The following is a 12,857-nucleotide window of genomic DNA, read 5'->3' on the forward strand; positions in this document are numbered from 1 at the left end:
GGGACCGCCCGGAAAACCCGGACGGCTTTGTCTCACGCCAGCGTGTAGGCGGTCTTGACGGTCGTATAGAATTCGTTGGCGTACTTGCCCTGCTCGCGCGAGCCGAAGGACGAGCCCTTGCGGCCGCCGAAGGGAACGTGGAAATCGACGCCCGCCGTCGGCAGGTTCACCATGACCATGCCGGCCTCCGCATTGCGCTTGAAGTGCGTGGCGTGCTTGAGGCTCGTGGTGGCGATGCCGGAGGAAAGGCCGAAGGGCGTGTCGTTGGCGACGGCAAGCGCCTCCTCGTAGTCCTTGACGCGGATGACCGCGGCGACCGGCCCGAAGATCTCCTCGCGGGAAATCCGCATGTCGTTCGTCGCCTCGGTGAAGAGCGCGGGCGAAAGATAGAAGCCGGGCGTCTCGCACTTCAGCAATTCGCCGCCGAAGGCGAGCTTCGCACCTTCCTTTTGACCGATCTCGATATAGTCGGTGTCCTGTTTGAGCTGGCTCTCGTCGACCACCGGGCCGATATGCGTGCCGGCCTTCAGCGCGTCGTCAACGACGATACTCTTCAGCCGCTCGCCGACGGCCGCGACGAAGCGGTCGTGGATGCCTTCCGTGACGATGACGCGCGAGGAGGCCGTGCAGCGCTGGCCGGTGGAGAAGAAGGCCGAGTTGACGGCCGCTTCCACGGCGACATTGAGGTCCGCGTCGTCGAGCACGACGAAGGGGTTCTTGCCGCCCATTTCGAGCTGGTACTTGCGGTTATGCTCGACCGAGGCGACGGCGACGCGCTTGCCCGTGCCGGTGGAGCCGGTGAAGGTGATGGCGTTGACGTCGGGGCTGTCCAGCATGGTCTGGCCGACCACCGAGCCCTTGCCCATGACGAGGTTGAGCACGCCCTTCGGCAGGCCGGCGCGATGGAGGATGTCGACGATGGCCCAGGAGCAGCCGGGCACCAATTCGGCCGGCTTGAAGACGACCGTGTTGCCATAGCAGAGCGCCGGGGCGATCTTCCAGGCGGGAATGGCGATGGGGAAATTCCAGGGCGTGATGATGCCGACGACGCCAACGGCCTCGCGGGTGATCTCGACGCCGATGTTCGGCCGCACGGAGGGCAGCGTCTCGCCGGCAAGGCGCAGGGTCTCGCCCGCGAAGAAATCGAAGATCTGGCCGGCGCGCACCGTCTCGCCGATGCCTTCGGCCAGCGTCTTGCCCTCTTCGCGCGAGAGCAGGCGGCCGAGCTCGTCCTTGCGGGCGAGAATCTCGTCGGCGGTCTTCCGCAGGATCGCGTGGCGCTCCAGGATGCCCGAGCGCGACCAGGCCGGGAACGCGGCCTTCGCGGCGGCGATCGCCGCCTTCGTATCCTCGACGGAGGCGCGGGCATACTCGCCGATCACGTCGTTGGTGTTCGACGGGTTGATGTTCTTCACACCGTCCGCGCCGACCCATTCGCCGGCAATCAGGTTCTGGTGGATGGTCATGGCGCAAGGCCTCCTGTCATTCCCTCGGCGACCCGCCGGGCGGGCCGCCGCATCGGTTACAATTGGCGGATTTCGATCGTCTCTTCCTTGGCAATTGCCAAAGGATTGCGCAGCGGCAGGCCGAAACCGTCCGCGCCGATCTCGAACACATCGCCCTCTTCCGTGCGGATGCCGTCGCCGAAGGACAGCGTGGCCGTGCCGAACATGTGGACATGCACGTCGCCCGGCACACGGAATAGACCGTACTTGAAATGATGGTACTCAAGGTTGGCGAAGGTATGGGACATGTTCGCCTCGCCCGAGACGAAGGGCTTTTCCCAAAGCACCTTGCCGCCGCGCACGATGCGCGAGAAGCCGCGGATATCGTCCGGCGGGCTGCCCACGCGGATTTCCGGGCCGAAGCTCGCCTGGCGCAGCTTGGAATGGGCGAGGTAGAGATAGTTGATGCGCTCCGTGACGTGGTCGGAGAATTCGTTCGACACGGCAAAACCGATGCGGAAGGGCGAGCCGTCGGTGGCGATCACGTAGATGCCGGCCATTTCCGGCTCCTCGCCGCCGTCGAGCGCGAAGGAGGGCGACGTCAGCGCGGCGCCGGGCGCGACGGCCGCAACGCCGTTGCCCTTGTAGAACCATTCCGGCTGGACGCCCGTCTCGCCGGCCTTCGGCTTGCCGTTCTCAAGGCCCATGCGGAACATCTTCATGGAATCCGTCAGCGTCTCCTCAGTCGCTTCCGACGTCTTCTTGTGCATGGAATCGCGCGTGGCGGCGGAGCCGAGATGGGTAAGGCCCGTGCCCGTCAGGTGCAGGTGCGCGGCATCGGGATGGGTGATCGGCGACAGGAAACGGCCGGCGGCATAGGCCGCTTCCAGATCGACCTCCTCGCCAAGCCCCTTCTCCTCGATGACGGCCTTCAGCGGGCGGCCGCTATCGGCCGCTTCCATGGCGAGCGCATAGACGCTGCCGGCGCCCTTGACGGCGCGGGCCTTGCCGCCCTCCTCGCGCACCGCGACGGTGATCGAGCCATCGGCATTTGCTACCTGCGAAATCAGCATTTCCGTATCCTTCCTGAAGCCTTTTCGGCCAAAGCTCCGCACTTGCGGCAGACAGGCGTCACCGCACTGGCCGCGCCGGCGGCCGGTCAAGCACTCTTGCAATCCTTGCGGCTGGCCGGTTTCCGGTCAGCCTTTGTTCTTGTTGTAGACGTCGAAGAACACGGCGGCGAGCAGCACCAGGCCCTTGATGAGCTGCTGGTAATCGATGCCGATGCCCATGATCGACATGCCGTTGTTCATGACGCCCATGATGAAGGCGCCGATGACCGCGCCGGTGATCTTGCCGACGCCGCCCGAGGCCGATGCGCCGCCGATGAAGCAGGCCGCGATGACGTCGAGCTCGGAGCCGACACCGGCCTTCGGCGTCGCCGAATTGAGGCGTGCGGCGATGATCATGCCGGCGAGCGCGGCGAGCGCCCCCATGTTGACGAAGGTGTAGAAGGTCAGCCGCTCGGTGTTGATGCCCGAGAGCTTGGCCGCCTTCTCGTTGCCGCCCATGGCGTAGATGCGCCGGCCGATCGTCGTGCGCGTCGTCACGAAGGTGTAGAGCGCGATGAGGACGCCCATGATGACGAGCACGTTCGGCAGGCCGCGATAGGTCGAGAGCTGGAAGCCGAGGAAGATCGCCACCACGCCGGTGACCGCCATCTGGATGACGAAGAAGGTGAAGGGCTCGTTCTCCGTCTCGTGCAGCACGTTCATGCGCCGCTCGCGCAGGCCCGCATAGATGGCGTAGCCGACGAGCAGCAGCACCGCGATGAGCGCGACATAGTTCTTGATGAGGCTCGTTGCCGGGTCGGTCAGCGACAGGAAATCCGGCACGAAGCCCGTGGAGAGGATCTGGAATTCCTTCGGGAACGGGCCGACCGGCCGGCCGCCGAGCGCCACATAGGTCATGCCGCGGAAGACGAGCATGCCGGCGAGCGTGACGATGAAGGACGGGATCTTCTGGTAGGCGACCCAGTAGCCCTGCGCCGCCCCCATGGCTGCGCCGATGAGGATGGACAGCGGCACGACGATAATCGCCGGCATGTTCCACTTCACCAGCATGATCGCCGATATGCCGCCGATGAAGGCGACGATGGAGCCGACCGACAGGTCGATATGCCCCGCCACGATGATCAGCAGCATGCCCAGCGCCATGATGACGATGAACGAGTTCTGCAGCACCAGGTTGGTGATGTTGACCGGGCGGAAGAGCACGCCGTTGGTGACGACCTGGAAGAAGACCATGATGACGACGAGCGCCACGAGCAGGCCGTATTCACGGATGTTCTTGCGAAGGTAGTCGCCCACCGAATGCTGGGTCGTCTTGGTCGCGGTATCGGTGGCCATTAGTGTTTCTCCCCGGAGCGCATGATGGCGCGCATGATGGATTCCTGGCTTGCTTCCGCCTTGGAGAGCTCGGCCACGATGCGTCCTTCGTTCATGACATAGATGCGATCGCAGGTCCCGAGCAGTTCCGGCATCTCCGACGAGATCATCAGGATGCCCTTGCCCTCGGCGGCAAGCTGGTTGATGATGGAATAGATTTCGAACTTGGCGCCGACATCGATGCCGCGCGTGGGTTCGTCGAGGATCAGCACCTCGGGATTGGTGAACAGCCACTTCGACAGCACGACCTTCTGCTGGTTGCCGCCGGAAAGGTTGACGGCTTCCTGGTAGATCGAGTGCGAGCGGATGCGAAGCTGCGAGCGGTAGCCGGAGGCGACCTTGGCCTCCTGGTGGCTGTCGATGACCGTCGCCCTGGAAACGCCCTTGAGGTTGGCGAGCGTCGTGTTGTGCATGATGTTGTCGATCAGCACGAGGCCGAGCTGCTTGCGGTCCTCGGTCACGTAGGCAAAGCCCGCCTCGACGGCCTTGGGGATCGTCGAGACGTCCACCGGCTTGCCGCGCATGAAGACCTCGCCGGTGATCTTGTGTCCCCAGCTCTTGCCGAAGAGGCTCATCGCCGTCTCGGTGCGGCCCGCGCCCATGAGGCCGGCGATGCCGACGACCTCGCCGGCGCGCACCGTGAAGCTCACGTCATGCAGGAACTGCCGGTCGCGGTGCTGCTGGTGGAAGACGTTCCAGTTCTTCACCTCCAGCAGCGTCTCGCCTATCTTCGGCTCGCGCGGGGGGTAGCGGTCCTCCATCTCGCGGCCGACCATGCCCTTGATGATGCGGTCCTCGGAGATGTCCTCGTTGTGACAGTCGAGCGTCTCGACCGTGCCGCCGTCGCGCAGGATGGTGATCTGGTCGGCGACCTTTTTGATCTCGTTCAGCTTGTGCGAGATGATGATGGAGGTCATGCCCTGCGAGCGGAACTCCATGAGCAGCTTCAGCAGCGCGTCGGAGTCCTTCTCGTTGAGCGAGGCGGTCGGCTCGTCGAGGATGAGCAGGCGCACCTTCTTGGAGAGCGCCTTGGCGATCTCCACGAGCTGCTGCTTGCCCACGCCGATATCGGTGATCAGCGTGCCCGGCGGCTCCTTGAGGCCGACCTTGTCGAGCAGCTCCTGCGTGCGGCGGAAGGTCTTCTTCCAGTCGATGACGCCGTTCGACGCCACCTCGTTGCCGAGGAAGATGTTCTCGGCGATCGACAGGAGCGGCACGAGCGCCAGCTCCTGGTGGATGATGATGATGCCCAGATGCTCGCTGTCGGAGATCGTGGAGAAACGACGGACTTCGCCGTCGAAATGGATTTCGCCCTCGTAGGAGCCGGCCGGATAGACGCCGCTCAACACTTTCATGAGGGTGGATTTGCCGGCGCCGTTTTCGCCGACAAGGGCGTGGATCTCGCCTTCGCGGACCTTCAGGTTGACGTTGTCGAGCGCCTTTACGCCCGGGAACGTCTTCGTGATGCCACGCATTTCGAGAAGGGTCTTGCTCATATACAGTTTCCAGCGGCCATCCCCTGCCTCGTGACAGGGAAAGCGAGCCTATTCGCTCTGCGATCCGGATAAAAGAGGGTTCGCGCATAAAGCGCGAACCCCGGAGAAGTGAAGAACGATCAGTTCTTCAGCTGGTCGGCCGTGTAGTAGCCGGAGTCCTCGACGAGGATCTTCTCGGCGTTCGACTTGTCGACGGCGACGGGCTTCAGCAGGTAGGACGGAACGACCTTGACGCCGTTGTCGTAGGTCTTGGTGTCGTTCACTTCCGGCTCCTTGCCTTCCATGATCGCGTTGACCATGCCGACCGTGACCTTGGCCAGTTCGCGCGTGTCCTTGAAGACCGTCGAATACTGTTCGTCGGCGAGGATCGACTTGACGGACGGCAGTTCGGCGTCCTGGCCGGTCACGACGGCGATCGGCTGGTCGGCCGAGCCGTAGCCGACGCCCTTGAGGGCCGACAGGATGCCGATGGACAGGCCGTCATAGGGCGAAAGAACGCCATCGACGCGGCCGTCGGTGTAGGTCGAGGACAGGAGGTTTTCCATGCGGGCCTGAGCGACCGCACCGTCCCAACGCAGCGTGCCGACGGTTTCCATGCCCGTCTGGCCCGACTTGATGACGATGTCGCCCTTGTCGATCAGCGGCTGGAGAACCGACATGGCGCCGTCGTAGAAGAAGAAGGCGTTGTTGTCGTCCGGCGAACCGCCGAAGAGTTCGACGTTCCACGGCTTGGTGTTCGGGAACTTGGCCTTCAGGCCGTCGACGAGGCTGGTGGCCTGGAGGACGCCGACCTGGAAGTTGTCGAAGGTGGCGTAGTAGTCGACATTGCCCGAATCGCGGATCAGGCGGTCATAGGCGATGACCTTCACGCCGGCGTCGGCAGCCTTCTGCAGGATGTCGGAGAGCGTCGTGCCGTCGATGGCGCCGATGACGAGAACCTTGGCGCCCTTGGTGACCATGTTCTCGATCTGGGCGAGCTGGTTCGGGATATCGTCGTCGGCGAACTGCAGGTCCGGGGTGTAGCCGGCTTCCTTGAACAGCTTTTCCATCGTCTCGCCGTCCGAAATCCAGCGGGTCGAGGTCTTGGTGGGCATGGAGATGCCGACCATGCCCTTGTCCTGGGCAAACGACGGCGCCACGAACGACGCGACGCTGATGGCGGCAGCGGCGAGAAGCGAAGTGATCATTTTCATTGAAAGGTCTCTCCCTTGTGCGCACTGGCCGGACCCGGCCAGGCTTTGATCTGTGCGCGGGCGGGGTCGCCTTCAGACGACGGCCTGGACTGGTCGGGCAAAGGCCCGCCGGCCCCCACTCCCAAGGACCCCAGCACACATTCGCGAAACCTCTCCTGAATTGCCATAACTGTCAAATGCAATAAGCTTCTAATGCGATATCAAAATTGATATACGACAACGGAAATATAATATTTTTACCGAACGGAGTAACGATGCGTTTGGACGAAGACGCCGACGAACAGCTCTTTCCCGGCGAGGGCGGCAGCGACCTGCAGGGCATCGGCCTGCTGCGCTCCGGCCTGAAACTCAGCCACCTGCGCATGATCGTGGCCATCGAGGAACACAAGCAGGTGAGCGCGGCGGCCGACGCGCTCAACATCTCCCAGCCCGCCGCCTCGCGCATGCTGACGGAAATGGAAACGATCCTCAAGGCGCAATTGTGCGAGCGCGTCTCGCGCGGCGTGGCGCTCACCGCCTTCGGGCGCGCCTTCGCGCGGCGCGCACGCACCATCCTCCTGGAATTGCGCGAGGTCGACCGCGAGCTCTCGGCGCTGAAATCGGGCACCGGCGGCTCGGTCTTCCTCGGCGCGGTGACGGCGCCCGCCATCAGCCTTGCCGTGCCGGCGATCCAGCAGGTCAGCGCCGCCTATCCCGGCATCGAGGTGAACGTGCGCGTGGAGACGAGCAACGTGCTCGCCCGCGAACTCCTCGCCGCCCGGCAGGACTTCATCATCGCCCGCGTGCCGGACGACCTCAATCCGCGCCTCTTCAACGTCACCGAAATCGGCATCGAGAAGGCCTGCCTCATCGTGCGCAAGGGCCATCCGCTGGCGGAAAAACCCGTCGTCGGCCTTGCCGACCTGCCGCATTTCGACTGGGTGTTCCAGCCGGCCGGCACGTTGCTTCGGCGGCGCATCGAGGAGCTGTTCATCGCCGGCGGCGTGCCGCTGCCCGCCACGGTCGTCAACACCTCGTCGATCCTTCTCACCACCGCCATCGTCTGCGGCTCGAACGCCATCGCGCCCGTGGCGCGCGACATGGCCGTCTTCATCGCCGATGTCGGCGCGCAGGCCGGCGAGATTTCCATCCTCAACACGGATTTCGAGATCGACATCAAGCCCTACAGCCTTATCTCCGTGAAGGGCCGGGCGCTCCCCCCGAGCGCCAAACTGCTCTATGATCTGATCCTTCAACGCAGCCGGATGCTTTCGCCGGATTGAGGAGAGACCATCCATGTTCGGCATGACCGTTTTCGAATCGGTGCTGGAGCGGCTGAAGGCCGAGGCGCGCGAAGCGGCGGAAGACCTGCCGGCGGAAGACGAAGACATCGCCATGGAGGTCCGCGGCCTTCCTGCCGGTTTTGCCGGGCTCGGCATGGGCAAGACCTTCGTTTCGGCCCCGCAGGCCGCCGCCGCCTATCTCGACCTCTACGAGGAACCGGCACCGCCACCCGAAGAGCCGCCACCGGCACCGCCGCCCCATCTCCTGCGCACCGCGCCGGAAGAGGTGGCAGAGGACCTTGCGCTGACGGGCCGGGAGAGCGTGGAGGACCTGCTTGCCCGCCGCCGCGCCTTCGCGCGCGACAACCACCCCGACCGCGCGCCGGCGGACCTTCGCACCAACGCGACGCTGCGCATGAAGATCGCCAACATGCTGATCGACGAGACGATCCGGCGGATCGAGGTGGAGCGCAGCCTCGGCCTGAGGGGCTAGCCTTCCGTTCCGCCGCCCTCTTCCGGGGATTTCGGCGGCGAGGGCTTGAAGAAGAGGATGAGGTTGGCAAAGGCATAGGCCGTGACGGCGAGGAAGATCATGCCCCAGGCCTGCTGGCCGTTGTAGAACTCCACGCCCGTCCAGGCGGCGCAGGCGGCGACCAGCAGCACCCGCCGCCAGAGCGGGCGGTAGAACGGATGGTCGGGATCGATGAACTTCATGGAGGTCTCCTGTCGCCGTGCGCGCCTACATAGGCGGTTTTTCTTCCGGGGGAAACCGCCCTTGCGTGTCCCGCCCGGCGCTCCGCAGGCTTGACGCCTCCGGCAAGAAATGGAACACTTGTTCCAAAGATTACCGATTACGGCTCATCCATTCCGTTTTGGATGGAATCGCATAGAGAAACACCCGCGGCAAGCCGCGGCGCTTTTGCGGGACGCGAGCGAATCGCCCCGCCCCTTTCCGCCGCGAAGGCTTGCGGCATAGCAGAGAGAATGAAGATGACTGTGAGATTTGGCCTCCTCGGCGCAGGGCGCATCGGCAAGGTCCATGCCAAGGCCGTGTCCGGCAATGCCGATGCCGTGCTCGTCGCCGTCGCGGATGCGTTTCCCGCCGCCGCCGAGGCCATCGCCGGGCAATACGGCTGCGAGGTCCGCACCATCGAGGCGATCGAAGCGGCTGGCGACATCGACGCCGTCGTGATCTGCACGCCGACCGACACCCATGCCGACCTCATCGAACGCTTCTCGCGCGCCGGCAAGGCGATCTTCTGCGAAAAGCCGATCGACCTCGACGTCGGGCGCGTCAGGGCCTGCATGAAGGTTGTGGAGGAGACCAACGGCAAGCTGATGGTCGGCTTCAACCGCCGCTTCGACCCGCATTTCATGGCCGTGCGCAAGGCCATCGACGAGGGCCGCATCGGCGAGGTCGAGATGGTGACGATCACCTCGCGCGATCCCGGCGCCCCGCCGGTCGACTACATCAAGCGCTCGGGCGGCATCTTCCGCGACATGACGATCCACGACTTCGACATGGCCCGCTTCCTGCTGGGCGAGGAGATCGCCTCCGTCTTCGCGACCGCCGCCGTGCTGGTCGATCCGGAGATCGGCAAGGCCGGCGACTATGACAGCGTCTCCGTCATCCTCCAGACGAAATCCGGCAGGCAGGCGGTCATCTCCAATTCCCGCCGCGCCACCTACGGCTACGACCAGCGCATCGAGGTGCACGGCTCCAAGGGCATGGTCTCGGCCGAGAACCAGCGCCCGGTCTCCATCGAGGTCGCCAACGGCGAGGGCTACACCCGTCCGCCGCTGCACGACTTCTTCATGACCCGCTACACGGAAGCCTATGCCAACGAGATCGCCGCCTTCATCGCGGCAATCGAGAAGGGCGCGACGATCTCCCCCTCCGGCGCCGACGGCCTCGCCGCCCTTGCACTCGCCGACGCGGCCGTGAAATCGGTGGAAGAAAAGCGCCAGATCCCCGTCGCCTGACGGCCCCTCCTCCCAAGGCAACTGGCCGGGCGAGAAATCGCCCGGTCTTTTTTGTGGAGGGTGTGTTGCCGGTTCACTTGTGCAGAAGCCTCTATCCCTGCCCCCTGCCCCTGCCCCTGCCCCTGCCCCTGCCCCTGCCCCTGCCCCTGCCCCTGCCCCTGCCCCTGCCCCTGCCCCTGCCCCTGCCCCTGCCCTTGTCCCTGCCTCCGCCCCCGCCCCACTCTCCATCGTCATCCTCGGGCTTGCCCCGAGGATCCACACCTCGCCCGCAGCGGGTGCCGCATGGATGCTCGGGTCAAGCCCGAGCATGACGGAGGAGAGGTTCAGGGTAGAGGAGAGGTTCGGGATGGAGGAGAGGTTCTGGGTGGAGGAGAAGTCGGGGCTACAGTCAATGCTTGAGCTCGGGCCCTAAGCGATGCTTGAGCCAATCTTCGCGGAACCTGAGCCAGCCTTTGCGGCATCTGAGCCAGCCCTGCCGCCTATTCTCAATCCCCCACCGCTTTCGCCGCGATGATATCGTGGTCCATCTCCGCCAGCGCGCGGTCGAGATGGCCTTCCAGCACCAGCGTCGCCTCCTCCGGTACGACGGAGATCGGCGGGGCGCCGAAGAGGCGGATCTGCTGCGATTGTGCCAATCCCTCCTCGATCCCGCGCTGGATGAGGTCGTAATAGCGCGTGCCGGGCCCGGTGATGGCGATCGGCATGTTGTCGTAGAGGCTCACCATGCGCGAAAGCCCCTGCCCCAGCGCGAGGCCGGCCTGGCGGAAGGCGTATTCCGACATGCGGTGGCCCTGCCGCGCCCGTAGCGCGATCTTGTCCATCTCGGCGAGCGGCACGAATTTCGCGGGGATCGTATCGGGCGGCACCTCGAAGGCGGTGCGCAGGATGCCATAGAAGCCCGCCGAGGCCTCGATGCAGCCCTGCGAACCGCAGCGACACAATTTGCCGTCCGACGAATTCAGCATGTGCCCGAAATTCGGCGCCGTCACCGTCAGCTCGCCGGACCGCTCGCGCCGCGCGATGCCGAGCCCGATGCTGTGGCCGAGCGAGAGCGCGGCGACGGCCTGCAGGTTTTCCGCCCCCGCCTTTTCCATGCGCAGCGCCATGGCGTGGGCGACGAGCAGGGTCTCGTTGCTGATGAGAATCTTCGCCCGCCAGCGCGGCGAAAGCAGCGCGGCGAAATCCACCTGCCGCTCCCCGAAGACCGGCGACCAGACGAGAAGGGCGTGCGCGGGATCGACGAGGCCCTTGCTGCTGATCGACACGATCAGCACCCGCTCCCGCGCGATCTGCGAGCGCTCCGCCAGCCTGTCCAGCGCGGCGACGAAGGCGTCGGCAAAGGGCTGCGTCGAGGAATCCGCATGGTTGCGCGCCTCCTCGAAACGGTCGATCAGCGTGCCGCCGTAGTCGGCCAGCGAATATTGCACGGCATCGGAGGAGATGCGCACGGTGACGAGGTAGCCGGCATCGCGCCGCTGGCCGAAGATGACGCGCGGCCGGCCCCGCGAGGCGGACGCCTGCTGCTCGCGCCGCTCCAGCACTTCCGCCTTTTCCAGCTCCGCCGTGATGGCCGAGACCGTGGCCGAGGCAAGGCCGGTATGATGGGAAATGTCCGTATGGGCAAGCGGCCCGTGCCGGCGCAGCGAGGCGAGGACCAGCGCACTGTTCTGCTGACGCACAAGCTCCGTGCTCGACTTCACCAGCATCGCCCGTTTCCGCCCGCTTTCACTTGCTGCAACACATGCCCCTCCCAAAGCATCTGTCACGCCGTCGTTCAAGACCCGTCAAAGGCTTGTTGACAGCCTTCGAAAGTTCTGACATCTATTTTCTCGACTGTCGAGAAAAAAGTCCCGGCATCACCGGGAGGGGCATCTGGACAGTATTATCGTGATCGGTCGTTGATTGGGCGGGAGGTTCGCCCGGACGGCCGGTATTCACTTGGGAGGATAATTATGAAATCCGTTCTGAAGCTGATGGCAGGGGCTGCCATCATCGTTTCCATGCATTCGGCCGTCGCGCACGCCAAGGACCTGGTGGTCGGCGTCTCCTGGTCCAACTTCCAGGAAGAGCGCTGGAAAACCGACGAAGCCGCCATCAAGGCTGCGCTCGAGGCCTCCGGCGACAAGTACATTTCGGCTGACGCCCAGTCCTCCGCCGCAAAGCAGCTGACCGACATCGAATCCCTGATCTCGCAGGGCGCCAACGCCCTCATCGTTCTCGCCCAGGATTCCGAAGCCATCGGCCCGGCCATCGAAAAGGCCGCTGCTGAAGGCATCCCGGTCGTCGGCTACGACCGCCTGATCGAGAACCCGGCCGCCTTCTACATCACCTTCGACAACAAGGAAGTCGGCCGCATGCAGGCCCGCGAAGTCTTCAAGGTGAAGCCGGAAGGCAACTATGTCTTCATCAAGGGCTCGTCTTCCGACCCGAACGCCGACTTCCTCTTCGCAGGCCAGCAGGAAGTGCTGAAGGAAGCCATCGACGCCGGCAAGATCAAGAATGTCGGCGAAGCCTACACCGATGGCTGGAAGCCGGAAAACGCCCAGAAGAACATGGAACAGTTCCTGACGGCGAACGACAACAAGGTCGACGCGGTCGTCGCATCGAACGACGGCACGGCCGGCGGTGCGATCGCAGCGCTTGCCGCACAGGGCCTTGCCGGCTCCGTCCCGGTCTCCGGCCAGGACGCCGACCACGCCGCGCTCAACCGCGTCGCGCTCGGCACGCAGACCGTCTCGGTCTGGAAGGACTCGCGTGAGCTCGGCAAGCGCGCCGCCGAAATCGCGGCCGAGCTTGCCGGCGGCAAGACCATGGACGACATCGAAGGCGTGACGACCTTCAACGGCGGCCCGAAGGGCGTCGAGATGAAGTCGGTCTTCCTCGCACCGCTGCCGATCACCAAGGACAACCTGAACGTCGTCATCGACGCCGGCTGGATCTCCAAGGAAACGGCCTGCCAGGGCGTAGCCGCCGGCTCGGTCGCAGCCTGCAACTGAACCGGACCACCGGACTGACCTGACCATTGCCGGGC

General features: G+C 64.8%; 11 protein-coding genes. 4 read left to right on the forward strand and 7 right to left on the reverse strand.

Going from position 1 to position 12,857, the window contains the following annotated elements; translation table 11 throughout:
- Positions 1 to 32: 32 nt before the first annotated feature.
- The 5 genes from ACZ5TO_RS11750 to chvE form a co-directional block, all read right to left on the reverse strand.
- The gene (locus ACZ5TO_RS11750) at positions 33 to 1,466 is read right to left on the reverse strand and encodes an aldehyde dehydrogenase family protein (RefSeq protein WP_184143644.1); all 1,434 of its coding nucleotides are present in this window, start codon (positions 1,464 to 1,466) and stop codon (positions 33 to 35) included.
- A gap of 56 nt (positions 1,467 to 1,522) precedes the next feature.
- On the reverse strand, positions 1,523 to 2,518 hold the full coding sequence (araD1, locus tag ACZ5TO_RS11755; protein WP_184143646.1) for an AraD1 family protein: 996 nt from the start codon (positions 2,516 to 2,518) through the stop codon (positions 1,523 to 1,525).
- 126 nt (positions 2,519 to 2,644) lie between these two features.
- Positions 2,645 to 3,853: a multiple monosaccharide ABC transporter permease gene (mmsB, locus tag ACZ5TO_RS11760; RefSeq protein ID WP_184143648.1), complete on the reverse strand. Its 1,209-nt coding sequence runs from the start codon at positions 3,851 to 3,853 to the stop codon at positions 2,645 to 2,647.
- Positions 3,853 to 5,388: a multiple monosaccharide ABC transporter ATP-binding protein gene (mmsA, locus tag ACZ5TO_RS11765; protein ID WP_184143650.1), complete on the reverse strand. Its 1,536-nt coding sequence runs from the start codon at positions 5,386 to 5,388 to the stop codon at positions 3,853 to 3,855. Before mmsA ends, mmsB begins: the two co-directional genes overlap by 1 nt.
- A 119-nt stretch (positions 5,389 to 5,507) precedes the next feature.
- Positions 5,508 to 6,581: a multiple monosaccharide ABC transporter substrate-binding protein gene (chvE, locus tag ACZ5TO_RS11770; protein WP_184143652.1), complete on the reverse strand. Its 1,074-nt coding sequence runs from the start codon at positions 6,579 to 6,581 to the stop codon at positions 5,508 to 5,510.
- Positions 6,582 to 6,835: 254 nt separating this feature from the next.
- Between chvE and ACZ5TO_RS11775 the strand changes: the two genes are divergently transcribed.
- Entirely contained in the window at positions 6,836 to 7,843 is a 1,008-nt protein-coding gene (locus tag ACZ5TO_RS11775; protein ID WP_464798210.1) for a LysR family transcriptional regulator, read from the forward strand.
- Positions 7,844 to 7,856: 13 nt separating this feature from the next.
- Positions 7,857 to 8,336, forward strand: a complete 480-nt coding sequence (locus ACZ5TO_RS11780) for a hypothetical protein (RefSeq protein WP_464798211.1) — start codon at positions 7,857 to 7,859, stop codon at positions 8,334 to 8,336.
- On the opposite strand, the gene ACZ5TO_RS11785 is transcribed toward ACZ5TO_RS11780, so the two are convergent.
- Positions 8,333 to 8,557 carry a hypothetical protein gene (locus ACZ5TO_RS11785; RefSeq protein WP_184143658.1) on the reverse strand — a complete coding sequence of 75 codons (225 nt, stop codon included), beginning with the start codon at positions 8,555 to 8,557 and terminating at the stop codon, positions 8,333 to 8,335. The genes ACZ5TO_RS11780 and ACZ5TO_RS11785 overlap by 4 nt on opposite strands.
- Before the next feature lie 276 nt (positions 8,558 to 8,833).
- Here ACZ5TO_RS11785 and iolG point away from each other — a divergent pair, with 276 nt between their 5' ends.
- Complete coding sequence (gene iolG, locus ACZ5TO_RS11790) at positions 8,834 to 9,826, forward strand: inositol 2-dehydrogenase (protein WP_184143660.1); 993 nt, start codon at positions 8,834 to 8,836, stop codon at positions 9,824 to 9,826.
- A gap of 485 nt (positions 9,827 to 10,311) precedes the next feature.
- Here the strand turns inward: iolG and ACZ5TO_RS11795 are convergent, their stop codons facing one another.
- Positions 10,312 to 11,532: an ROK family protein gene (locus tag ACZ5TO_RS11795; RefSeq protein WP_464798212.1), complete on the reverse strand. Its 1,221-nt coding sequence runs from the start codon at positions 11,530 to 11,532 to the stop codon at positions 10,312 to 10,314.
- Between the two features lie 246 nt (positions 11,533 to 11,778).
- Here ACZ5TO_RS11795 and xylF point away from each other — a divergent pair, with 246 nt between their 5' ends.
- On the forward strand, positions 11,779 to 12,822 hold the full coding sequence (xylF, locus tag ACZ5TO_RS11800) for a D-xylose ABC transporter substrate-binding protein (RefSeq protein ID WP_464798213.1): 1,044 nt from the start codon (positions 11,779 to 11,781) through the stop codon (positions 12,820 to 12,822).
- Positions 12,823 to 12,857: the final 35 nt, after the last annotated feature.

The sequence above is a fragment of the Shinella sp. Sh6 genome (assembly GCF_055392685.1).

Coding starts and splice junctions, on each gene's coding strand:
- ACZ5TO_RS11750 (WP_184143644.1), bottom strand. CDS start 1,466: ATGACCATCCACCAGAACCTGATTGCCGGCGAATGGGTCGGCGCGGAC.
- mmsA (WP_184143650.1), bottom strand. CDS start 5,388: ATGAGCAAGACCCTTCTCGAAATGCGTGGCATCACGAAGACGTTCCCG.
- ACZ5TO_RS11795 (WP_464798212.1), bottom strand. CDS start 11,532: ATGCTGGTGAAGTCGAGCACGGAGCTTGTGCGTCAGCAGAACAGTGCG.
- ACZ5TO_RS11780 (WP_464798211.1), top strand. CDS start 7,857: ATGTTCGGCATGACCGTTTTCGAATCGGTGCTGGAGCGGCTGAAGGCC.
- ACZ5TO_RS11775 (WP_464798210.1), top strand. CDS start 6,836: ATGCGTTTGGACGAAGACGCCGACGAACAGCTCTTTCCCGGCGAGGGC.
- iolG (WP_184143660.1), top strand. CDS start 8,834: ATGACTGTGAGATTTGGCCTCCTCGGCGCAGGGCGCATCGGCAAGGTC.
- xylF (WP_464798213.1), top strand. CDS start 11,779: ATGAAATCCGTTCTGAAGCTGATGGCAGGGGCTGCCATCATCGTTTCC.
- mmsB (WP_184143648.1), bottom strand. CDS start 3,853: ATGGCCACCGATACCGCGACCAAGACGACCCAGCATTCGGTGGGCGAC.
- chvE (WP_184143652.1), bottom strand. CDS start 6,581: ATGAAAATGATCACTTCGCTTCTCGCCGCTGCCGCCATCAGCGTCGCG.
- araD1 (WP_184143646.1), bottom strand. CDS start 2,518: ATGCTGATTTCGCAGGTAGCAAATGCCGATGGCTCGATCACCGTCGCG.
- ACZ5TO_RS11785 (WP_184143658.1), bottom strand. CDS start 8,557: ATGAAGTTCATCGATCCCGACCATCCGTTCTACCGCCCGCTCTGGCGG.